Source organism: Acinetobacter sp. YH01011 (assembly GCF_013420785.1).
Lineage (GTDB): Bacteria > Pseudomonadota > Gammaproteobacteria > Pseudomonadales > Moraxellaceae > Acinetobacter > Acinetobacter towneri.
Window position 1 is genome coordinate 1 of sequence record NZ_VOYG01000007.1, and the last position, 25,176, is coordinate 25,176.

General features: G+C 40.7%; 16 protein-coding genes. 3 read left to right on the forward strand and 13 right to left on the reverse strand.

Annotated elements, in window-relative coordinates:
• Positions 1–205: 205 nt before the first annotated feature.
• Complete coding sequence (gene pepN, locus FTT78_RS06025) at positions 206–2,815, reverse strand: aminopeptidase N (RefSeq protein WP_178318666.1); 2,610 nt, start codon at positions 2,813–2,815, stop codon at positions 206–208.
• A 371-nt stretch (positions 2,816–3,186) separates the two neighbouring features.
• Here pepN and FTT78_RS06030 point away from each other — a divergent pair, with 371 nt between their 5' ends.
• A complete protein-coding gene (locus FTT78_RS06030; RefSeq protein ID WP_004973232.1) occupies positions 3,187–4,344 on the forward strand; it encodes a hypothetical protein in 1,158 nt (385 codons plus the stop codon).
• A gap of 111 nt (positions 4,345–4,455) precedes the next feature.
• On the opposite strand, the gene FTT78_RS06035 is transcribed toward FTT78_RS06030, so the two are convergent.
• The 6 genes from FTT78_RS06035 to FTT78_RS06060 all read right to left on the reverse strand — a co-directional run bounded on the left by FTT78_RS06035 (position 4,456) and on the right by FTT78_RS06060 (position 16,912).
• Positions 4,456–5,187 (reverse strand): hypothetical protein, encoded by a 732-nt coding sequence (locus FTT78_RS06035; protein ID WP_180043865.1) that lies wholly within the window; start codon positions 5,185–5,187, stop codon positions 4,456–4,458.
• 507 nt (positions 5,188–5,694) lie between these two features.
• The gene (locus tag FTT78_RS06040; protein WP_096900892.1) at positions 5,695–8,334 is read right to left on the reverse strand and encodes a bifunctional aconitate hydratase 2/2-methylisocitrate dehydratase; all 2,640 of its coding nucleotides are present in this window, start codon (positions 8,332–8,334) and stop codon (positions 5,695–5,697) included.
• Between the two features lie 296 nt (positions 8,335–8,630).
• Positions 8,631–8,900 carry a hypothetical protein gene (locus FTT78_RS06045; RefSeq protein ID WP_004973220.1) on the reverse strand — a complete coding sequence of 90 codons (270 nt, stop codon included), beginning with the start codon at positions 8,898–8,900 and terminating at the stop codon, positions 8,631–8,633.
• 200 nt (positions 8,901–9,100) lie between these two features.
• The gene (locus FTT78_RS06050) at positions 9,101–9,460 is read right to left on the reverse strand and encodes a hypothetical protein (RefSeq protein WP_104852111.1); all 360 of its coding nucleotides are present in this window, start codon (positions 9,458–9,460) and stop codon (positions 9,101–9,103) included.
• Positions 9,461–9,574: 114 nt separating this feature from the next.
• The gene (locus FTT78_RS06055) at positions 9,575–14,086 is read right to left on the reverse strand and encodes a translocation/assembly module TamB domain-containing protein (protein WP_180043863.1); all 4,512 of its coding nucleotides are present in this window, start codon (positions 14,084–14,086) and stop codon (positions 9,575–9,577) included.
• 21 nt (positions 14,087–14,107) lie between these two features.
• Positions 14,108–16,912 (reverse strand): autotransporter assembly complex family protein, encoded by a 2,805-nt coding sequence (locus tag FTT78_RS06060; RefSeq protein WP_180043861.1) that lies wholly within the window; start codon positions 16,910–16,912, stop codon positions 14,108–14,110.
• Between the two features lie 175 nt (positions 16,913–17,087).
• Between FTT78_RS06060 and FTT78_RS06065 the strand changes: the two genes are divergently transcribed.
• On the forward strand, positions 17,088–18,407 hold the full coding sequence (locus FTT78_RS06065) for an MFS transporter (protein WP_180043859.1): 1,320 nt from the start codon (positions 17,088–17,090) through the stop codon (positions 18,405–18,407).
• A gap of 4 nt (positions 18,408–18,411) precedes the next feature.
• Positions 18,412–19,047 (forward strand): 2-polyprenyl-3-methyl-6-methoxy-1,4-benzoquinone monooxygenase, encoded by a 636-nt coding sequence (gene coq7, locus FTT78_RS06070; RefSeq protein WP_004973212.1) that lies wholly within the window; start codon positions 18,412–18,414, stop codon positions 19,045–19,047.
• 315 nt (positions 19,048–19,362) lie between these two features.
• On the opposite strand, the gene FTT78_RS06075 is transcribed toward coq7, so the two are convergent.
• The 6 genes from FTT78_RS06075 to FTT78_RS06100 form a co-directional block, all read right to left on the reverse strand.
• Positions 19,363–19,800 (reverse strand): 2-amino-4-hydroxy-6-hydroxymethyldihydropteridine diphosphokinase, encoded by a 438-nt coding sequence (locus FTT78_RS06075; RefSeq protein WP_026438245.1) that lies wholly within the window; start codon positions 19,798–19,800, stop codon positions 19,363–19,365.
• A complete protein-coding gene (gene folB, locus FTT78_RS06080) occupies positions 19,757–20,137 on the reverse strand; it encodes a dihydroneopterin aldolase (protein WP_019838257.1) in 381 nt (126 codons plus the stop codon). The genes FTT78_RS06075 and folB overlap by 44 nt, the downstream gene beginning before the upstream one ends.
• Positions 20,138–20,289: 152 nt before the next feature.
• On the reverse strand, positions 20,290–21,588 hold the full coding sequence (locus FTT78_RS06085; RefSeq protein WP_167846465.1) for an AarF/ABC1/UbiB kinase family protein: 1,299 nt from the start codon (positions 21,586–21,588) through the stop codon (positions 20,290–20,292).
• A gap of 58 nt (positions 21,589–21,646) precedes the next feature.
• Positions 21,647–22,375 (reverse strand): HesA/MoeB/ThiF family protein, encoded by a 729-nt coding sequence (locus FTT78_RS06090; protein WP_096900943.1) that lies wholly within the window; start codon positions 22,373–22,375, stop codon positions 21,647–21,649.
• 163 nt (positions 22,376–22,538) lie between these two features.
• Positions 22,539–23,249, reverse strand: coding sequence for a hypothetical protein (locus FTT78_RS06095; RefSeq protein ID WP_004973205.1), 711 nt, complete (start codon positions 23,247–23,249; stop codon positions 22,539–22,541).
• Between the two features lie 255 nt (positions 23,250–23,504).
• Positions 23,505–25,151: an AMP-binding protein gene (locus tag FTT78_RS06100; protein ID WP_180043857.1), complete on the reverse strand. Its 1,647-nt coding sequence runs from the start codon at positions 25,149–25,151 to the stop codon at positions 23,505–23,507.
• Positions 25,152–25,176: the final 25 nt, after the last annotated feature.

Genomic DNA, 25,176 nt, shown 5'->3' on the forward strand with positions numbered 1-25,176 from the left:
TCAACAATACAAAAAATTTCTGTAAAATCGTACATGGTAGTTAGAGCCTTTGGGTTGTGTCGTAACTTTCTAAATGGCTCTAACTACCTTTTTTTCAAGGGCTTTTCTTATCCGTAATTCGGGTTAAGCTAGATTATTTTTAATATATTCCAGCCACAAAAAAGCCATTTCAACGAATTGATGAAATGGCTTTTAGTTTTTTAACTTAAACCTCTAACATACTATTTAGGGTTTCAACCACGTTTTTAGATTTCACCACAGACTGCAAATTTAGCAACGCTGCTTGCACTTGGCTACGTTGTGGCTCTGCCAAAGTGTACCAACGCGACAACACCTGCAATAAACGCGAACCTACAATTGGGTTTTTCTCATCTAAATACTTGGCTAAGTCAATAAAATGCTGAACACCAAAACTCCATGTATTCACAGGGTTGCTATTTAAACCACCACTGACTGAACGAATACGGTTAGGTGTACCCAAATCATAATCAGGATGTGCAGTTAAAGCCTGAATGTTTTCAGCTGTCGCTTTTGGATGTGAAGCTTGAACCATAAACCATTGATCAAGTGCTAAAGCTTCATCTTTAAAACGTGTATAAAAATCTTCCAAAGCAGCTTTGGCTTGCGGTGCATCATTCCACACCAAGACACGCAATGCCCCTAAACGCTCAGACATATTTCGAGTTGTTTGGTATTGCTGCTTTGCCAGCTCAAACGCTTCGGCATCGCCCTGACGTGCCATTAACGCCAACATGATATTCTTTAAAGCACGTACACCCATTGCCTGAGAGAAATCTTGCTGCATGTCTGGATCAAGGCTTAAATAGGTTTCTTTGCAGAATGCACCAAGTTCGCGCGCCAATGTATCTAACAGCGCATTGCGTTGTTGCTGAATTTTTTCAGGTTGATAATTTTGATCAATACGGCTGCCCAAATAGCCTTCAGAAGGTACATCAAAAATACGTGATGCCAACAAAGGATCTTTTTCAATTAAAGCAGGTACTGTATTTTTCATGGCTTGCAAATAAGTATCTGCTGCATGTTCTTCCAATAAAATACGTTCCAATAGAGTCTGAGTCGCCTGCCACTGGTTAAAGCCATTGGTTTCGTGCTGCATTAAAAATGCCAATTCATCATTAGAATAGTTAAATTCTAAATTCACAGGTGCAGAAAAATTACGCAATAAAGAAACAACGGGATGCGCAGTTATACCGCTAAATTCAATACTTGCTTGTGCCTGATCAAACAAATACACACCATCTTTTACTGAGTTTTCAACCAAAGCTTCAGACTGCAAAATATATTGCTCGCCTGTTTCTGCATTGAACAATGCCAATGCAACAGGAATAGGCAATGCTTTTAAGTTTGGATATTTGGCATTGCTTTTCAGACTTTGTTTTAAATTTAAACGATAAACCTGCGCAGCCGCATCGTATTCGCCCTGCACTTCAAGCTTTGGTGTGCCTGGTTGATTGTACCAAGTCAGGAAATTAGATAAATCAACACCTGAACCTGCGCTTAAAGCATTGACCCAATCTTCAACCGTGACTGCTTGTCCATCATGACGACGGAAATATTCATCACTACCTTTACGGAATTTTTCTTTACCGAGTAAAGTCGACATCATGCGGTTAATTTCCGCACCTTTTTCATAGACTGTTGCGGTATAGAAGTTATTAATTTCTACAAAATGATCTGGACGTGGCGGGTGCGATAACGGGCCAGAATCTTCGGGGAATTGATGTGCTTTGAGCACCGCCACATCATCAATACGCTGTACTGCGGCAGACTGTAAATCTTCAGAGAAAGATTGGTCACGGAACACCGTTAAACCTTCTTTTAAACACAACTGGAACCAATCGCGGCAAGTAATACGGTTACCTGTCCAGTTATGAAAATATTCATGCGCAATCACGGACTGTACGCGCATAATTGCGGCATCTGTGGTGTATTCTTCATCGGCCAATACACATGACGTATTGAAAATATTCAGACCTTTATTTTCCATTGCGCCCATATTGAAGGCACTGGTCGCCACAATCATATAATTATCTAAATCATACGGCAGACCATAGTGTTCTTCATCCCAACGCATCGAATGTTTTAACGCTTGCATAGCAATTTTGCATTTTGGAATGTCTTTTTCTTCTGCATAAATTTCCAGTGCAACATTACGCCCTTCAGATGTCACATAATGGTCTTTCATGACTGCCAAATCGCCAATCACACAAGCAAATAAATAGCTTGGCTTTTTGGTCGGGTCTTGCCAAATCGCATAATGACGACCTTCGCCTGCTTCACCTGTTTCTAACAAGTTGCCGTTTGCCAATAACACAGGATATTTTTTATCGGCTTCAACACGTGTGGTAAATACCGACAATACGTCTGGGCGGTCAGGATAGAAGGTAATTTTACGGAAACCTTCAGGCTCGTTTTGGGTAACAAATAAATCAGAACTTGCCTGATATAAGCCTTCAAGTTGCGTATTGCTTTCAGGATGAATGATCACGATGGTTTCTAACGTGACTTGATCAGGTGCATTTGCAATGCGAAGCTGCTCACTATCTAATTGATAGTCACTTTCCGATAATTCCGTGCCATTCAAAATAATAGATTTCAATTCTAAATCACGGCCCAATAACACCAAATCGCCTGCAGTCTGACGCTGCATTTTCAATGTTGCACCCACTTGGGTGTAATCTGCATAGACTTGAATATCTAGCTCTACAGCATCTACCAAGAATGAAGGTTTTTGATAGTCTTTTAAATAGATAGTTTGGCTGGCTTCAACCATAGGATTTGCTGCAATATTCATCTTGTCCTCATTCTTTGTGGCGATGCGCTTGTTTTTGTAAAGTTGCAATGATCATACGACAACTTTCAACATCTGTCTGCGCACAATCTATTTCAGTCTTATTCAACAATGCTGATTTATATGGGCGCTCAACCCAAGCTTTTCAATCCTATCTGGATTAATCCTGTACAAGTAACATAAAAGCAGACTGTTTAAATCAATACCTGTATTGCTATTACGCGTAAATTTAATATTTTGATATGCAACTTCACTTCAAATACGACCAACACAGGCTAATTTTGATGATGATCAAAAGCACAGAAGCTTCCACTTTTCAGTACACAAGCCATGTATAATGACATATCACGATTTACTTGAGCTTCTATTTCACAATGCTACAAATTCTGCAAAAACAATTAGATGAAAGCACATTATGCCCTTTGTGTCAGGCATCTATGTATTGGGTAGAAGCAGAACAATATGAGCAGGAATTAAATTTTCACCAATGTAGTCATTGTGAACATCGCATCTTTCAAAATAGCCAACAACAAAACTGTCATTGCGCAAGCTGTACCCAACAACGCAAAAAAATCATGGCGGAAACCCGCTTGCAAGAACAACAAAAATTCAAAAAACAGGATGCACCTGAACGCGAATTAAATCAGCTGCGTTTTATAGATAAATTATTTTTATTGAGTATTTTAGATCAGCATGCACAGGAACATATTCCACATGAAGAATTTATAGATTGGGAAAAAATCAAGTATTTAAATATTACCCCCAACTATTTTTTCCAGCACGGCATGATCAAACATTTGCTAAAAGAGCAAATATTAATTGCCAAAGATTTTGCGGAAAATGCGCAGCAATATTATATCAATGTCCGTTTAGATGGTTATTCTGAACCAAGCTTATTCAGCATTGCACAACAATTACGTTATTGGTTTTATGAAAATCTGAGTATGGGCACACCGTTCAAAACAGCAGATGAAGTCAAAGATGCGCTGTATTTATTGCTGTATCAAGAGATTGTGCAGTTTATGCAATTTTATTGTCGGACTTGGGGAATACAAATTGCGGGCAACCATAGTTTTCAGAGCTTTTGCTACCGACTTTTAGATGTCTTGGCGGTTGGGCAAATTTATTACTTGGTGCAAACTGCTTTGGAATTTTTATACCAACAAAAAGCACTCAAACCGCGTAATGAAAACTTTATTAATACCAATTTACTGAAAAAGACTGTGCAGCAATACCGAGAACGGTCAGTGGCTGAAAAATGGGAGACCTCTACCCTGCCACGCCCGCCTAATTTGCCTTTCAGCTATATGAGCGAAATTTTATTCTTCCGCTTTTTGGGTTATGACGAAAGGATTTTCTTTCAACCTGTGTGGCGTTCTTGGCGAAAAATTGAAGCACGACTTAAATTTTATTCACTTAAACGCTGTATGCACTGCGGATCGGATGAACTGACTGTCGATTATGACGCAGAAAATTATGTGTCCTTATTTTGTCGCAACTGCAAACATCAAGATCATTATTTCACTCAATAAAACTTTGGTGAAGATGATGGTTACACCGTGTCACTGCGCAAACCAATCAACTGCGGCTTAAGTTCACCATAACACTCACAGAGGATTACAGTTTTTCGATGTGATAAGCACCTAATCTACTTTTATGTTTAGTGCTAAATTGAGTGCCGTTTCAGATAAAGTTTTACCGTCTAATTTACAAATACACATAATGCCCCAACCATCAAAATAATCAGGCGCGTGCTGCAAAAAGAAATTGGAATGTACATCTTGCGGAATTCTCAAATGCATCAGTTGCTCAAAACTTCGTGCTGGAGAATGAGCTTCATGCACATATACGCCTTCACCGCGCTTTTGAATTTCAGGATACCGTGCCACCATAAGCTGCAAAACTTCATGATATTCCTTAGGCATAGTTTTCCCGACTCTTGGGAAAAAACTTTTAGAACGCGAAGCAAACAAAGAATAAATCTTCGGTTGATTAATGCTAATCACAAACCACAATGGAATAAATGGATTTTTTAAGCGTCGATTCAACATGGCTTTGACTGCACTTGGAATCGTCAAATTTTGTTTTTGATATTCAGACAAAAAACCCGCTCGTGAATTGACCACATGCATAGGCTGTTCATTATAATGAATCAAAATAAAAGGAATAACATTTTGCCCAACCACTTGATCTCGATCATGATATTGAATAACCGTGACTGCGATTGCATCGGGGTCATAAACAAAGGCTTTAAATTCTTCTAAACTCGAATTTGGAAAGATTTTTTGATCGAATTGATAAATTTTTTCAAAAAAATACGATTGCTGCTGCATTGAAAGCGCTTTAAAGTCAAAAACTGTTTCTATTAAATTCATAAAAACAACCCAGTTTCATATTTAAAGAGAGACGCAAAATTTTTTTAATTGGTCAATGCATTAATAATATGACACATTTTAATTACATAATTTTACAATCATTATAGTAAGTTATTAAAAAATATCCAATTTCATTAAAATTAAAACTAAGCAGTTCATTTCAATAAAGTTTTTACCAAAAATTATAATTAAAATTGAATACCAGCATTAATCCACTATATTTTGTGACGCAGTTTACATTATTTTATGACGAACGGTATTGATAGGCAAATTTATATTGTTTTAATAAGTTAAATCCTAATTTATTTCATAGCTTACGCCCCTATTTTTAAAATCAGCTAGGCAAGCTGAAATATCACAATCTATGCTGTTTTAAATGCCATTCATTATTAGATTGAAATTTTACACATAAAAATAAGGGCTGAATAATCAGCCCTTATTTGATCTTGCTTATCGCTCAACACTCGAACAAATCATAGATTTGCTCTTGCGTTTGCTTTTCCTAACTTAGGTCAACTGAGCAGCAGCAATTTTCTTGGTGTCTACATTCGCAGCAGCGTCTGTGTAGCTTTCCATCTGGTCAAAGTTCAAGTACTTGTAGATGTCAGCAGACATGCTGTCGATTTGAGAAGCGTACTGTTGGTATTCTTCTGGTGTTGGTAACTTACCAAGTACCGCTGCAACAGATGCAAGCTCAGCAGAAGCTAAGTAAACGTTTGCACCTTGACCTAAACGGTTCGGGAAGTTACGTGTAGAAGTAGATACTACAGTTGTGTTCGGTGCTACACGTGCTTGGTTACCCATACATAATGAACAACCTGGCATTTCTGTACGCGCACCCGCTTTACCATAAGTGTTGTAGAAGCCTTCTTCCATAAGTTGACGCTCGTCCATACGAGTTGGAGGCGCTAACCATAGACGAGTAGATAAAGAACCACCAGGAACTTTGTCTAATAACTTACCAGCAGCACGGAAGTGGCCGATGTTTGTCATACAAGAACCGATGAACACTTCATCAATTTTGTCACCTTGAACGTCAGAAAGAAGTTTTGCATCATCTGGATCGTTCGGGCAGCAAAGGATTGGTTCTTTGATGTCTGCAAGGTCAATTTCATACACTTTAGTGTATTCAGCGTCAGCATCAGCTTTAAGAAGTGATGGGTTCGCTAACCATTTTTCCATGTTCTCAACACGACGAGCCATAGTACGCGCATCGCCATAACCTTCAGAAATCATCCACTTAAGCATGGTGATGTTTGAACGAAGGTATTCAGCAACTTTCTCTTCAGAAAGTGTGATAGAACAACCTGCAGCTGAACGCTCAGCAGAAGCATCAGACAATTCAAATGCTTGTTCAACTGTTAAGTCAGTTTCCATTTCTGTTAAGTCGATTTCTAAGATACGACCAGAGAAGATGTTTTTCTTACCTTTCTTCTCTACAGTTAAGTCACCTTCTTTAATTGCGTAGTAAGGAATCGCATGTACAAGGTCACGTAAAGTGATACCAGGCTGCATTTTACCTTTGAACTTCACAAGTACAGACTCAGGCATGTCAAGTGGCATAACACCAGTTGCTGCAGCGAACGCTACAAGACCAGAACCCGCTGGGAAAGAAATACCAATTGGGAAACGAGTATGCGAGTCACCACCAGTACCTACTGTATCTGGAAGAAGCATACGGTTTAACCAAGAGTGGATAATACCGTCACCTGGACGTAAAGAAACACCACCACGGTTCATGATGAAGTCAGGAAGCGTGTGTTGCATTTGAACGTCAACTGGTTTTGGATACGCAGCTGTGTGACAGAAAGATTGCATTACTAAGTCTGCAGAGAAACCTAAACAAGCTAAATCTTTTAATTCGTCACGTGTCATTGGACCTGTTGTATCTTGAGAACCAACAGTAGTCATCTTAGGTTCGCAGTAAGTACCTGGACGAACACCTTGACCTTCTGGAAGACCACAAGCGCGACCTACCATTTTTTGAGCTTGAGTGAAGCCTTTGCCTGTGTTTTCAGGTTGTACTGGAGTACGGAACAAAGTAGATGGTGCAAGACCTAAAGCTTCACGCGCTTTAGCTGTCAAACCACGACCAACGATCAAGTTAATACGACCGCCTGCACGTACTTCGTCTAGAAGCACTGGAGTTTTAAGTTCAGATTCAGCGATTTGTGCGCCGTCTTTGAACGCTGTTACTTTAGCAGCAGCATGGTCGATTTTAAGAGTGATTTCATCACCCATGTTCATATTAGAAACGTCGATTTCTACTGGTAAAGCACCCGCATCTTCCATTGTGTTAAAGAAGATTGGCGCAATTTTACCACCTAAGCAGTAGCCGCCATCTTTTTTGTTTGGAATATGCGCGATTTCGTCACCGAAGAACCAAAGTACAGAGTTAGTTGCAGACTTACGAGAAGAACCTGTACCAACAACGTCACCCACGTAAGCAACTTGGTTGCCTTTCGCGATAAGGTCTTTGATTTGGTTTAATGGACCAACTTCACCAGGAACTTCTGGGTTGATGCCATCACGTACGTTTTTCAACATTGCATTTGCGTGCAATGGAATGTCTGGACGGCTCCAAGCGTCTTGTGCAGGTGACAAGTCGTCAGTGTTGGTTTCGCCAGTAACTTTAAACACTGTAAGTTTGATTTCTTCAGGTACATCTTTACGGCTAGTGAACCATTCAGCATCAGCCCAAGATTGTAAAACTGCTTTCGCGTTTTCGTTACCTGCTTTTGCTTTGTCTGCTACGTCATGGAACGCATCAAATACAAGCAAAGTATTTTTCAATGCTTCAGCTGCTAAGCCAGCCAATTCAGCATTGTCTAAAAGCTCTACTAAAGGTGCTACGTTATAACCACCAAGCATTGTGCCTAGTAAGTAAACTGCACGTTCTTTAGAAACGAGTGGAGAGGTTGCTTCACCTTTTGCTACAGCAGCTAAGAAAGCAGCTTTAACGTATGCCGCTTGGTCAACACCTGCAGGTACACGGTTTTCAATCAAATCAACCAAGTAAGCTTCTTCGCCTGCTGGTGGATTTTTTAATAATTCAACTAATGCAGCTGTTTGCACATCATCAAGTGGCTTCGGTGGGACTCCGAGTGCGGCACGTTCTTCAACGTGTTGGCGGTAAGCTTCTAGCACGGTGTTATTCCTCTTTTTTAAAAAATTATTTGTGAATTCCTGCTTTTAAAGCATCACAAACAATATGGACTGCAAAATTTTACTAAACTTCAGGTTAAAAGTTAATGCAACTAGAGTGTTTCTTTGTGATGCCCATTATTTTATAACTAAATGATGCGCATATTGTTCAATTTACAGGCAAAACACGACTTAATTTTAACTTTGTCTGTATGTACACTAACTTTTCGCCTAAAGTTTAACTCGTAAAAAAGGCAACACTCATGTTGCCTGTTCTAATGAATGAATGATATTCCACCTTAGTGTACTGTTGTGGCTTGAAGATAGTGCTGTAATTGTTCGCGACTACCTTCAAACTTGAGTTGAATTTCATCTTCATGCAGCATACAGTGTTCTGCACTGGTAAATGAAATTTGAACTTGATATATCTTTGCAGGTGCATCAATTTGCTGACGTAAATACACCCGATCACCTAAACTTAAAACATAATGACTACCGCCAATCACTGCGACACCTTGTTCATCTTCTAAGAGCAAATCTGCATTATGCAGGTAAGCAACCACTTCCATTATGCGCTCCTACTGTTTTTGTTATCTTTTTAATTATTCATGAAAAAGATAAGCTTTGCCAGTTTTAAGATTTAGAACTTGTCACAATTTATTTGTTATTTATTTTAGTTTTAGACGTTTTATTTACTTAGGCTATTTTTGATAAAAGATATAGAGGTACAAAACATATTTCAATTTTAATTCATAAAAAAACCGTTCTTTTAGAACGGTTTGTAATCAGGCATTTTATCATGCGGGGTCGCGATACATTTTTCAGTAAATTGCGTACGGACTTTTTCACGTGCCGCATCAACATCACCATTAATTTCTTCAAGTGGCAATGCATATACTTGCTCAATAATCTCTGAGATAAAATTACGGGTAATGTCATCTTCAATTTTATTGGCATGCTCAATGGCACGTTCTTTTTCAATCGCATTTTGACGATCTAGCATGATGGTACGCGCAGCATTGCCAACACTTCGGCAATAGCCTTGCCATTGTTCTTCAGGGGTTAAGGGTTTCTTTTCTGCACAACCCATTAATGCAAGCACTGCAGTCACCACCAAAATCTTTTTCATTGAAGCTCTCCTGTTGTGCTTATGATAATCAAAAGTTGACATAAATACGAAACTATCTATGCACAAGCTTAAAAAATGCGCTCTGATAGAACGCATTTTTAAGTGAGGTTGCCGTTAGAAGCGCCAGTTATAGAAAATATCCACTGCGCGTTCTAAAGCTTGGCTGGCTTCTAAGTACAGTCGCTTATTCATTTGATAACGCAAAGTCAATTTATTGACAGGTGTGAAAACCCCCACACCATAACGAATAAACAAGTCTGGGGTGATATAACCCGTCAAACTGACTTGGGTATCATCGCCTGTACCTTGGGCATCAAGTGCCAAACCACTTAAACCGAAGGTACGTCCAATTTGATTGGTCAAGGCACGTGTACCACCCAATCCCATACTAATACCTGCCGCTGCAATAGTATTGTTGACGTCTGACTTAAAGCTTTCGGTCTGACTTAAACCACTGGTACCTTCATTGATACGACCTGTGATCAAAGCATTTAATGCTTCTTGTTCAGATAAGCCTGCATCGTTATAGACCTGAATGTTCGGACTGCTGGCTGTGCCTGTAACTCTAAAGCCGACCATGCTGCCCTGTACATTTTTATTGGCATCCATATCTAAAGTTGGGTTAGAAATTGGGCCATTAAAACGCGCAATGGCACGGTTCAAATCCAGACTTTGTCCATAGGCTTCAATTTTCACACGCTGGCTGACCCCAATCGCACCATTGGCACGCATCGCAGTTTCTAAACCACGTTGAGATAAATACAAACGTCCAATCAGTGGAATACGGCTATTAAAACCTTGGAAAATGACCAGATCACCCAAATTCAATTCAAGATCGGCACGAATATCCCATGGACGAGCTGAACGTAATAATGCCAGTTGATCTTGTCCTTCATGTACCACACGCACATCCGAAGACACGTTAACCACAGGTGCAGACACTTCAGGCATAGAAATTAAAGCCCGAGGTACATCTACACGTCCTTTTAAACTCAGTTTTTTCTGGAAAGGTAAAACATCTAAGGATACATCTGGCGTAATCATTGCAGTAATTAGCGGTGCTTGACGAATTAATAAGTCTTTACCGTTTAAATTTAACTGAATACGCGGATCATTTTTCCAATCCACACTGCCCGTTAAACGCCCTACACCACCACCACTGTTAAATGCGCCATTAATGCTGGCTTGATCTTGGCGGATAGAGGAATAGACCTGCACATTGGTCAGATTTACAGGTAACGAAATCATGCTGATCGCACCATCTTTCAGGCGCATTTCACCTGTGAGCAATGGTGAAGTTAAAGTCCCATTGATCTTGCCAGCAAAGGACAAAATGCCTGCCATTGAGCGCACATCGGCAATAAACGGTTTAAAGACTTTGAGTTGTACCTGATCAAAGGCAATTTCGCCGCGCATTGGCATGTTTTTAGTGTAAGGATCAATCAGCACATTGGCATAACCTGTACCAATTTCAGGTGTTTTCACATCTATGCGTAATTTCAAGCCTTCGGCAATGCTTTTTGCGACCACAGCCACTTGTTCATAGCGCAAGGTTGAGCCTATATCTTGTGGATCGTCCGCAGCAAGTCCAATGACGCCATCACGCGTGACCAAATGTGCATCAATTTTTGGCTTCTGTCCTTTTGCCCACGCCGCTTTGGCATACCCATTAACCTTGCCTGTAATCGCCAAACCTTCAGGCATAAATGCAGAAAAGTCATTTAAGTCTAAGTTTTGAGTCACAAATGATGCATTGGCTTTGGTTTTACTCACACGAATAGGTTGATCAAAACACAATTGGCTTTGCTGACTCATCCAACAATGCGCACCAACATACAACTCACTGGTTCTATGTTGATATATCACGGCCGCGTTTTGGCGCTGTGCCAAATGGGTTCTTAAGGAGTCAAAATCCCCTTTCTGAATTTGTCCCATCCAATCATTTTGTGCATTTAAACCACCCGCCAATTGCACATAAAACTTACTCAACTTATTTTCAGCTTCCAGTTTTAAAATATGCGCCTGACGTGTGCCTGCTAAAGAAATCTGCCCTTGCTCAATGCCACGGTTACCACTGCGTAAATTTTCCATGGATGCCGTCATCAGCGTTGGCGTATTTTCAGAAGTTGGCAATTCACCTTGTAAGCGCAACTTACGCACGCTGAAAATATTATTGAGGCTGAACTGATCAACTGCAAAATTGGCGGTGGCTTGTAAGCGTGGCTGCGACTGCACATTGATATAGCCATAAGCACGTCCACGCAAACCCGAATAGATTTCGTATAAAGCAGGCGCATTGACTTTAATACGCAGATTTTGTGCATTGCCCGTTGCTTGTAACTGATTTTTGGCATAAGACAAAAATAGATTATTGGCTTCAAACTGTTGAGGTAAAAAGCCTTTTTGATTGGCATCAATCAACATGGCTAAATTCCCCGTACCACGTACAGGTTTATTATTGAGCATGCCTGCCAAATTCAGATGTTCAATGTTGATCCGTTTTTGAGTGTCTGACCAAATACCTTGAGTGCGGATATTGCCCGATAATTCACCACGCACACTGGACACAAAATAGTGCGGCTTAAAGCGAATTAATGAGGCATTTAAATTCCAACCTATGCCATTATTCAAATGCAGCAAACCATCCGCCACAATTTGCCCTGCAACACCATTATGGCGTAAGTCGCTAATTTTAATTAGTTCGGGCGTACCCGATAATTTCAGTTTTAAATGTCCTTCACTGCCTTGAATCGCACTAGCATTTAACCCACCATCATAATTCACGGCAAAACTTTTAAAGCCACCACCAGCTTTCACATCATGGAACAATAAAGCGATGGTGCTTTGCCCAGTTAAATGTACGTTTTCATTTTGATTGACCAAACGCCCTGTCAAATTAATATCTTTCAAATGAATAATTTGCTGATTCGGCAATGCAAAACCATTGGCTTTAAACTGCCCATTTAACACATTAACAGGTGCTGCGGTGCTGATACTTTGCGGATTAAAGTTTTTCGCAGCCAATACTGCATTCCATTTCAACTGACGTTTGTCGGTTGGTAAATCAATGACGGCGCTGCCTGCCAAATGACTATCTGCGGTATCAAATTTAAAATTAGGAATATTTAAGCGATTATTCTTTAAATTCAGTTTAGCTTGGTACATACCTGCAGGTAACATGGTTTTTTCATGTGTGCTGACTTTGGTCGCCACAAAAATATCTTGCTGACCTTCTACCAAGGCCATTTGCACATCACCCAATTCACTTTTTAACCAACCCACATACGGCACAGCACGGTCTATGTTGTTCCAGCGCACATCAAGCAACATCGGATTTGCCGCTTTGCCCTGCGCAGGTTTTTGATCGAGTTTTAAATTCCAAGTTTCATATTGGTCAAAATCGACTTGTGCAGTTAAGTGTGTGCCTTTTTCCAAATGACCTTTAGATGCTAAATTGGCATCTAAACTTGGCGGTAAAAAGTCTTTGACCACTTGAGGAATTAGTGGATCTTTAGGATTAATTTTATCCAGACGTCCTGTTAAATCCCAATTGACTTTTTTATCCCAACTGACAATGCCCGCTACATTGGCAGCACCTTGCATAAGTTGTGCATTTAAATTGCTGATATTCAGTTGATGAACTAAGTCGGTATACATCAAACCTGTATATTGACCTTTAGGAATGTGTTTACCGCTCAAATCTGTATTGACATCAATATCTAAACGCTTGATATCACCTTTAAATTTGGCTGCACCTGCTTGGGTAAAAAGCTCCTGCTCGGTCAAAATAGGCCAACGGTAGTCTTTAAATTGTAACTCACCAAACATTGGCACTTGCTTACGCATTGGATGCAGCACCACCCATCCCGTGAGCAAGTCAGGCGTATTTGTTGCAACACCCGCCTGAATCGTGTCGAGTGTGCCTTTACCCACCACTTTAATATCGTGAATATTTAAGCTGTCATGTAAAGAGGGAATATTTAAATCACCCACCACATTAAGCGGATATTTACCTTCAAATTTCATATCGCCTGTGGCATTGCGTACATTCAAATATCCCATATCCATATTGGAATCTTCAAATTTCAGTTCTGTACCCGACCACAAGGCATTATTTAAATGAATATCGTAAAAATCGACCTGCGTACCAGAGGCGGTTTGAATCAATAAATGATCGACATCGGCAGTATCTAAACGCAAAACAAAAGGTAAGCGAATTTCATTGAATTTGAATGGATCATCACTTGGTGGGCCTTTCGGATAAATCCGCAGATTACGCACATCGGCACGATTGAGATGGATTTCTTTATCTAAAATGGCACGCCAACCAAGAATGACATCGGCACGGTCAATTTTGACATCAACAGGTTTTAAACTGACGATGATATTGCGCAGAATAATCCCGCGCCATAAATTACCGCCTTCATATTCATAATGAATAATTTCTTGGCGCTGCAATACGCTGTCTAATAAGAACTTTGAGCCACGGTCTGTTGAGAACATCACCACCAAAGCGGACACCAATAAAACCAGCATCAACAGCAGTGACAGTAAAACACTCCTGAGTATTCGACGCTTTTTAGGTGGCGTTACTGGAGTTTCTGGTTGCTGTTCAACTTCAGCCATAATGTTCTCTAAGTCTTAAATTTATAGTTGAGAGCCAATAAAGAAATGTAAACGGATTGGATGGTTATCATCTGAAATACCAGAAGCCACATCAATCCGAATTGGGCCAATTGGTGATGCCCAACGTACCCCCAAACCTACGCTATATTCGGTGTCGTTGCTAAAGTCTTTATCGTAAGCATTACCAAAATCACTAAATACTGCTGCGCGCCACCCCTCTTTAAATTGATAGTTATATTCTAATGAACCAACCGCCAAAGCCTGACCTCCAATTTTAAAGCCTTCAATTTGTGGTGTTAAAGACTTGTAGTCAAAGCCACGTAAAGACTGGTCACCACCAGTAAAATAACGCAAATTATAAGGCACTTTATTAAAATCTTCGGTGTAGATATAACCTAAGTCACTGCGTCCGACAAACTGATGATCGTCATTTTCACCCAATGAATAAATAAAACGCCAACCTGCATTTAGAATGGCTAAATCTGCATCGCTGAGCAGTGATTCACTCCCCAGTTCTATTTTATAAATTTGGCGGAAACCTTTGCTTGGGTTAACACGACGGTTACTGTCGGTACGTGAAACTTCATAGCCAAGCAATAACGATTGTTGCTCGACATCACCATTGGCAATAAAGGCATCAGGCACTTTTTCCAAAAATACAGTGCCATCTTCAGTTAAGCGATCCAGTCGATAACGCAAGCCAAAAGTATGTTGCCAACTGCCCATTGGGTTTTTAATCACACGGTCTACACCTGCAACCGCAGATTCAATCATCAAGCCGCCACCTTGTGCAACATCGTCACGTTCTTCACGCTCATAACCGCCAACCAACGCGACATAATCATTCAGTGGATGGTTATAAGGAATGTTATAGCGTCCATCAATGGCTTGACGAATTTGTGAAAGCTCCAAGTTGGCATCGAAAGAGTGACCACGTTTATTGACAATGGCACGGCGATATTGCCCACGCAAACGTACGCCTGTGTCAGTTCCGTAACCCGCACCGACTTCGGCACTATTTAAGCGGTCTGCATTTAAAGTCACAATCACAGGAATTTTTTTGTCGATACGTGCCTGTTGTTTTAAGCGTTCTTCTTCTGATTGTTTGTCTTCTTGCTGTGCTTGTAGCATGCGCAGCTTATCGTTGCTCGCACCTTCTTCTGTGCCTGCAAACTCAGCTTCATTCACCACAGATTGCGTCACTTCCTGAGATGACACCACCCGTTTTTGATCGACGACTGTGGCATCGTAAACAGAGAGTTTTTGTTGATCGACCAAAGCCTGAATATCAGGCGGTAATTCCAAAGGATACTCTACAGGATCAGGGCGAATTGTATCAACCAAGGTGTAGTTGAAATAACGCGAGTTGGTGAGGTTATTGGCCAAACCATTTACACGCCAAAAAGTATAGTCAGCATTGTCCTGCCAAGTGACCATACTTTGCAGAATATCCATATCCAAAGGGAATTCTTGATTTGGATCGCTCATACGAAATTCAACATTTCCGAGTTTATAACGCTCGCCTGTTTCATAACGTAAATTGATATCGGCTGTATTTTGAGGTTGAGCGACTTTAACGTCATGCAAACGCCAGTAACTGTCAAAATAACCGTTATCTGAAGCGGCATCGGTAATTCGTTTTTTGGTTTGCTCATACAAACCATGATTAAACACATCATCTACTTCTTGATCAGGCAAGACACCAATAACCTGAAATTGTGCCTCGTATTGTCCTTCACCTGTAAATTCAATATTTTGCTGTTTAATCGCCACAGGTGGATTTGGCACAACCTGCACACGCACGCGGCTATCACTGAGTTTTTCAAACTTAAACTCGGCATTATAAAAACCCACCGCCTGCGCAGCCTGATTTGACAACGTACGCAGTTGCGGCAATGCCGATGGAAAATCTGCAAAAGATTCCTGGGTAAAACTGGACAGTTTGGCCTTAATATTGGCACTTAAATGATCCACCGCTGTACGATAAGCATCGGGCGACACTTCTCCAATTGAGTTTTGTGTACCATTGGCGCCATTTGCGGTAATGACTACATCTGCACTAATACGCGGCACTTTGGCTGTGTTTAGCTCACGCGGTGGACGGACTTTATACAGTAAACGTCTGAAAAAACCGGGTTTATCGGCATTTTCGACCTGCGTCATCCAGCCCAATTCAGTCATTAAGGTATCGTTAGGATTGGCTTCCACTACAAAATTACTGTCTGCCTGAATATTGGTTATGAGCTGATCGACATTTACAGGCGCTTGATCAATTTGCAGTAGCTCCTGCTGTGTTGCGTCTTGAACCAACGTTTCTGGCACTTGACCATTGCGGTCTAGCATCGCTTCTTGTTTGGCTTGTTCTGCCACCTGAAAAATTTCATTGGCAAGCCCCTGATCTACAGGTGCAATGGGTAAATCTTCTAAGTCTTCAAATTCGATAGGCTGAAATTCAGCAAAAGATGCCCCTGCCTGTTGTTGCTGTTGCAGCATTTCTAGACTATTAAATTCAGGTGTTTGCGCTTGCTCTAAAGCTTCTTCTATTTTTTGTAGATCTTGGGCACTGTCTTTACCTTGTGCTGCTGCCAGTTGTTTAATTTCTTCAGCTAAATTTTGTGCTTCTTCTGTAGTTGGAGTCTGCAGTGATGTAGGATTTTCAGCGAGTTGGGTGTTGGAGTTAGATACCTTAAGACTTTCTGCAAAACTTGAGGATGCAACTAAACCTAAAAACAGACTTAGTCCGAGCTTTTTCGGCATATTCCAGCATAAAATTGCATGCATACTGGAACACAGTACTGATTTTTTAAAGTTTGTATTTACAAGCATAAAAAACTCTAAACTGATTTAATTTTTATGGAAAAACCCCAATGAACCCGCGTACAAACACCAATTTATTTGATTTTTTCATCAGTGAAAAGACTTGAAACATCATACATGATTTTCTGTACTATTATATCAAGCGGTCACATTTCTTAATAAAACTAAACGAAGTTAATCACGCATGGAAAAAAATGAACATTTGTTGAGGAGTCGTCGCTTTTTGCCGACGTTTCTCACTCAATTTTTTGGCGCACTCAATGATAATGTGTATAAACAAGCGCTGCTTTTGGTCTTTACCTATGGTCTGATTAGCCAGCAATCTGCAAATGTCAGCACCTTGAATAATTTAGCAGCCTTGTTGTTTATTTTGCCGTATTTTATTTTTTCTGCCACCGCAGGACAATTAGCAGACAAGTATGAACGTGCCCAATTGGTGCGTGCCATCAAACTGCTTGAAATTGTCATCATGCTGATTGGTACCGTTGGTTTTATTTTAGGAAATTTGTGGCTATTGCTGATTGCCTTATTTTTAATGGGCGCACAATCGACCTTTTTTGGCCCAATCAAATATGCCATTTTGCCTGAAGTACTCAAACCGCATGAACTGATGTCGGGCAATGCAATTTTCCAGTCAGGTACATCCATTGCAATTTTATTGGGGATGATTTTAGGCGGTGCAGTGATTTCGGTATCTGCAGGCAATTTAGTCTGGATTAGCTTAACTGTGGTGATTATTGCACTAATTGGTTATACCTCAAGTCGTTTTGTGCTGACGCAGCGCGTCACGGCACCCGACATTCAAATTGACTGGAATTTTTTCCGTACCAGTTTCCAGACTTTAAAATATGCCAAAAGCCTGCCGATGATTTTTCTAATATTATTGGGCAATTCTTGGTATTGGTTTTATGGGGCAACGTATTTAACCCAAATTCCACAGCTCACTCAACAAAACTTGCATGCTTCTGAAAATGTGGTGAGTTTATTACTGACACTCTTTTCTGTCGGTATTGGCGTAGGTTCTTTGCTCTGCCGTAAAATAGGCGGTACAGACGTTAATATTAAAATGGTGCCTATTGGCGCAGTCGGTTTAACCGTCTTTGCTTTTTATTTGGCAGGCGCATTGGCTTTTGTACCAGAAAAAACAGGTGCGCTATTGGGCTTAGCCGAAGTCTTTCAGCAAGACTGGAGTTATTATCATGTCATGTGCGCAGTCACTTTACTCGGCATTAGTGGCGGTTTTTACATTGTACCCTTATATGCCATGATGCAAGCCTATTCCCCTCGCTCGCACCGCGCACGTGTGGTCGCAGCCAACAATATTTTAAATGCGGTATTTATGGTGTCATCTGCCATTTTTTCGATTTTAATTTTAAGCATTTTAAAAATTGATTTAAAAATTTTATTTAGTATTACGGCTGTTTTAAGTGCTGTTTTCACCTTTTGGCTCTTGTTAAAGCTCAAGCCAATGTTAGATACTGCACAGGACTCTTTGGAGGATTAATTTCATGCGTCATTACACAGGCATCGACAAGTTTATTCATTCATTTGACCAAGCCTTACGTAGTTTAGTACCTGGCACAACTTCGGCTCAACGTGAAAACCCGGGCAATACGGTTGAAACCAAATTGGCTGTGAGTGAAGCACGTCATGTTGCAGGCTTAATGCGAGTAAACCATAGTGGTGAAGTCTGTGCACAAGCCTTATATCACGGTCAGGCTTTAACTGCGAAATTGCCCAATGTACGTCGTGAAATGGAACAGGCTGCAATTGAAGAACAAGACCATTTGGCGTGGTGCGAAGACCGCTTAAAAGAGTTAGACAGTCACACCAGTTTGCTTAATCCTGTATGGTATGGCTTGTCTTTTGGGATGGGTGCAATTGCAGGTATTGCGGGCGATAAATACAGTTTGGGTTTTGTGGCAGAAACTGAACGTCAAGTCAGCTTGCATTTAGAACATCATATTAGCCAATTGCCTGAACAAGATGATCGTTCACGTAAAATTCTAGTCCAAATGAATGAAGATGAATTGCATCATCGCGATACGGCGCTCAAAGCAGGTGGTGTAGATTTGCCTGTACCTGTACGTTTGACCATGACTGCGATTTCCAAGCTCATGACCAAGACCAGTTATTATATTTAATGAATTGATAACACTTAAACGCTCACAATTGTGGGCGTTTTTTTATGTCATTGGAATAGAAAACATCTCGATTAAAACGATCAAAAAATAACAGAGAAAGAGCCGATCTTGAGTTATCCCAAGATTTATCCGCAGATTTTGTGGATATTTTTTAAGTGCAAAGCCGTATAAATACAGAAAAATATTGTTTTTGATGGTTTTTCATACAAATATATCAGAAAGATATGACACGGTGATGTTAACCGAAACGAGATCACAGATCACAGCCAAAATTTAAAGATGTGTAGTACGAATCTACCCCTTTTATTGGCTGATTTATTCTTCACAACTCACAATTGGGTAGTCATGCTCTGGATGCACAAAAGCCTCATCTTGCCAAATATCCCACATTGGAATTTTAACATCTAAAGCCAGTGGCAGTTTTTTCGGATTGAATTGCATTTGAGCTAAATTTTCACCCCACGCAATAATATCAATATCCAGCGGAATATCATGCGATGGACGCACACGCCCTGCTGCAACTTCCAATTCTTTGAGGATGATATTCAGCTGCTCAAAGCTTAAACGGCTTTTTAGCAAACAAGCAGAATTCCAATAGTCTGCACCAATCCCATCACGGCATGGAATCAGATAAATATGCGAAAATTGCACTTCACCCAATGCAGCAATTTGCTGATAGGCACTTTTAAACTGACGTGGTGCTTCGCAGTTACTCGCCAAAGCGAGAGCAAAAATCGTTTCGGTGGCGTTCAAGACGAATTCCTACAGAATTGGCTTCTGGAATAATGGCAGGTTTGCGAATGGTGATGGTAATGGATTCAACTGCGGCAAAAGTCGTAAAAAGTGCATCCAATACCAATTGTGCTGCATGCTCAATCAATTTGGGTGCAGCCTGCTGAATCACTTGCGCTGAAATGCTGCAAATTTCTGCATAATTGAGCGTGTCTTGCAACTCATCTGAAGCTGCAGCTTGGCTTAAATTGGTGGCAATGATCAAATCCAACATGAGTGGTTGTTGAATTTGACGCTCCCATGCAAAACAGCCGACGACTGTTTCTACCTTTAAGCCTTCAATGATAATTGCATCCATGACCACACTCTATATTTCATTTTAAATCCTTCTATCTCTGTCTATTGAAAGGGATATTTGCCGTATTTTAAAGCCACACTGAACTCATAAAACAAAAGATCGGTGGCTTTAAAATATGCAACCAGAAAGCTTGATTCGACCAATATGGATAATTAATGCTTTAACAACAAATTCGGATCAATGCTTTGTACCATCTGCAATCGTTGATCGGCATAAATATCGGTATAAGGTGCTAAAACGCGCATGAAACGGTCAAAGTACAGCATTTGCTTGAACAGTAAAGCAAAGTCACGCGGGAAACGAATCCCATGACGCTCACCCACAGCAACCATATCGAGCATAATGTCATTTAAATCGGCAGGGTTAGAAGTCAGCAACTCTTGAGGATCGGCCAGCAATACGCCACTAAATAAACGCTCTAAATCTGCTGCCAAAACCTGAGTATCAATTTGCTTGTCGGTCATGCCCATTTTGAGCATATTTTCAGCCATAAGCGTGTAGTTGGTATTTTGTAGAGCATCCATAAAAGCCATACATGCAGTCCACACTTCAGGATTCAGCTGTCCAACAATACCAAAATCAATAAAGCCGACACGCCCATCTTCAAGCAACATCAGGTTGCCTGCGTGTAAATCGGCATGGAAACTGTTACACATCATCAAGCTACCAAACCATGTATTCATGGCAGTAATCAACACTTGCGATGGATCGTTAGATACTTGTTTCACCACGTCAAAATCGGTCAAAGGTACGCCATACAAACGCTGCATGGTCAATACGCGACGGGTGGAATATTGATGATAGACCTTAGGTGCAGTAGCTTTTTTGTTTTGGGTCAAATTCAGATAATTAATAAAATCATCTAGGTTACGCGCTTCTTCAATAAAATCGACTTCACGCACCATACGGGTTTTGATTTCTTCGACAATATCGGCCAATGACGCAAATTTGACTTTGGGCACAGCTTTTTCGAGCAGTTTAGTCGCCCAGTGCAAGACGTTTAAATCGGTATAGAGAATAGTTTCTACCCCCGGTTTTTGCACTTTAATCACCACATCTTCTCCACTTACCAATTTTGCAGCATGCACTTGTGCGATAGATGCTGAAGCTAAAGGCTTTTCATCTATTGAGGCAAATATTTCATCTAAATTGCGCCCTGCAAATTCAGATGCCAATACTTGCTGTACATAGCTAAACGGTAAAGTTGGAGTTTGGTCTAAACAACCTTGAAATTCTTCGACATATTCACGTGGGAACAATGACGGTGTACTGGCAATAAACTGCCCAAGTTTAATGTAGGTTGAACCTAAAGATTCAAATGTTTCGCGCATGAGTTTGGCATTACTTGGCTTTTCAGTGGCATATTTAATACCTGCTTTGGCTGCCACTACGGCAGTTTCACCCATGCGAGCAACTGAACGTAAACCATCTAACCAGATATTATTTTTCATCATGTCTGAGTCATATTAAAGTAGTGAGAGTTTAACAAAAAATTGCCAAGTAAAAAGGCTATCTTGCCTGACAAACTGGACAGTTGTGGTCTTGATCAAACGACAATAAGCGTTGTTTCATGCTTAAACCATCCCAAAGTAATAGCTTTTGTTTCAGCGCGGTGTTGCCTAAACCCAAGTACAATAAGGCATGATGCGCTTGTAAACTGGCCATGACGTTGGGAGTGGTTGCCAATACGCCACTGTCAGCGCAGCGCAAACTTTCATTGGCATGTTGTTCTTTCGGGAACAGACATTCATAGCAAGCAGAATCACCTTCGACCATGAACATTTGCCCTTGAAAACCAATGGCAGAGGCACTGAGTAAAGGTACATTCAATTGTCGGCAATATTGATTGACCAAATATCGGGTACTGAAATTATCACAACCATCTAAAACTAGGTCTTGTTGGGCAACTAAAGTGCCTGCATTTTGCGCATCTAACAGCGTGGTTAAACAAACAATCTCGATATAAGGATTAATTTGCATTAATCTTTTTGCGAGAATTTCGGCCTTATAAAAGCCTAAATCTGCGGGGGTATAGGCGATTTGTCGTTGCAAATTACTGGTTTCAATCACATCAGCATCAATCAGAGTGATTTTTCCCACGCCTGCACGTGCAAGTAATTCTGCGCTTAAACAGCCAATCCCGCCACACCCCACAACAAGTACGTTGGCCAGTTTTAATTTTTCTTGGGCTTCAATATCCCAGCCATCCAATAAAATTTGTCGGCTATATAGATGCATTTCTGCATCGCTCAATTCCAACTGAGTATCGAATATGCTTTCCAAGAAAATGCCCTATTCTGCAAAACCAAAACGCCAAGTATAACGGGTATTCAAAGCAAACCGCCATGACGGCGGTTGAATTGTTGCGTATTTGAACAGATGGAGATGTGCAACGACTTGCTTAAAAGTGCATCCGCATGCCTACGTTATAAGTAACGCCATCGGCATCGCCTATATATTCATTATAATAGGCAATTCCACCATTCCAGTAACATGCCGTATTCCCGACTTTGTCTGAGGTTGTCCCATCTTTACAGGTGGTATTCGAGGTGCTGTCATATAACCATTTATAACCGGCAGTGGCGTAAATCGAGAAATCAGGAACAAAGTTCAAACCGACTTCTACGCCCACAGGTAAAGTGACAAAATTGACATCATTGGCAAGCAGCTTTGAACTTGCGCCGCTATAACCTAGACCTGCGTATGTATTGAAATAAAAACCATGATAGCTGATCAGGTTTAAATTCCCGCCCATATTGAATTCATAATAATCCAAATCGTATTCATTGTTTTTTAAGAATTCCAATCTGCCATAAAAACCTGAGCGATGTGGCGTGGTGGAAACACCCAAAGCAAAACCATCTAGTTCTACTGTATCGCCACTGTCAAAATCTGCTTCAAAATTGGCGTATTCGGCAAAGACTGCATAATTTTTTTGTGGCGTTTTTGCTGCTGGATAGCTGGAATAGGCTGTACTTTCAGCAGTTGGCGCTGGGTTCCAGTTTTGTGCATAACTGCCAGAGGCACACAACAGTAAAGCTGCGCCCATCCATATCGACTTCGTAAATATCCGCTTTGACGGCTGCGTGAAATTTAAATGAGCTGTTACCATGATGTTCTCCCCCAATATGTATTGCGCTGCCTACATGCTTTTATCGTAATCGAAGTACATGCAGCCTTGTTCATTGTGTCAGCATAAAGTTGAAAATATCACATCACCAATATGATGCACACATTTTCTATCGATTGAGTTCGTGCTTGCATAATCGGGTGGTTTAAATAAAGAATACAGATTTAAAAAAACGCCAATCTGTATGAATGGCGTTTTTCTTATGGCGCAATAATTAACAGGGCCTATTGGCTGAATTTAGCTCACTTTTTTAAAAGCATTTTGTTTTGCAATTTCTTGTTGCTTCAATAAATTACGCTGAATTTTTCCACTGGATGTTTTAGGCAAACTGCTGACAAATTCAATTTCTTTAGGATAGGCATGTTTCGATAAGCGTGAACGCACATACTGTTGCAGCTTTTCCTGCAATGCAGTGCTTGGTTGATATTGATTTTTTAACACCACAAAGGCTTTTACCACTTCTGTACGCTCTGGGTCTGGCTTACCAATTACTGCGGATTCAAGCACTTCCTCACATTCAAGCAAAGTACTTTCTACATCAAAAGGCCCGACACGATAACCCGAAGTTGTAATGACATCGTCTGCACGACCAATAAAATCAATCCCACCAAATTCATTTAAACGTACCGTATCACCCGTTAAATAATACTGTCCCACAAATGATTTACGGTCATCCCCATCGTAACCTTTGAACCACATTAAAGGCGATTGTGATTCATCCAGTGCAAGTGTGCCAATTTCGCCGTGAGCGACTTCCTGATGCTGTGCATTTAAAACCGCGAAACGATGTCCGGGAATAGCATAACCCGCAGAACCTACTTTTTTCTGATGTTCCAGTGCATGATGATTGGCAATCACCATCCCCAATTCGGTTTGTCCATATTGATCATAAATATTGACTTGTAAATCATGCTTAAACCAATGAATCACTTCTGGTGTGAGCGGCTCGCCTGCACTGCTAACCACACGCAGATGTCGTTGAATATCACCATCAAACTTTTCTTTAAAACCAAAGAACATTCTAAATGCGGTTGGTGAACCTGTTAAATTACTCACCTGATATTTACGGATAATTTCCAGTGCATGATCAACACTAAATGGACGTTCATCCATAATAATGCTATGCCCCAAACTCAGTGGCCCTGTAATACCGTAATACAAGCCATAAGCCCAACCAGGGTCGGCTAAATTCCAAAATGAATCTTCTGCTCTTAAATCGACTGCATGCTGCATATAACCTTTAAATGCCACAATGGCTTTTAAAGGCACAGGTACAGATTTAGCTAAACCCGTAGTGCCTGATGTAAACATCATCAGAAAATCATCTTGAAAACTGCGATACACGGTTTCAAAGTAAGTGTCTTGAGTGCTTAGAACTTGCCAAAAATCTGTATCATGGTTTTGAGCTTGATTTGCTGCGTCCACAGTTAAAATTTTCACATTAGACAAGGCATTTAGTTTTGGACGCTGCTCAGTATTGGTCACAATGAGCTGCGTCTTTGCAGTTTGAATACGGTGCTCAATCGCTTTAGATTCAAAGGCTGTAAATAAAGGCTGATACACTGCCCCAATGCGCCATGTGGCAAAAACCGTAATTAACAATTCAGGCGTACGCGGCAATAATCCTGCAATACAATCACCTGCTTTTAAGCCCAGTTGAGTAAAATAATTTGCCAATTTTCCAGATGCTTCTGCCAGTTGATCAAATGTCCACGATGCAGTTTGACCGTGTTTGCCGTCCCAAATTAAGGCAGTTTGTTGAGTACCCGTATAGCGTCCGCAACATTCTTCATAAGCATTAAGTGCCGTTGGCGTTCCTGCCAATTGGGTTTGAATCAGTTGCTCAATATCAAACTGTTGATATGCCTCTTGCAAAGTTTTCATTCTTTTAAGCTCCGTCTTAAACTGA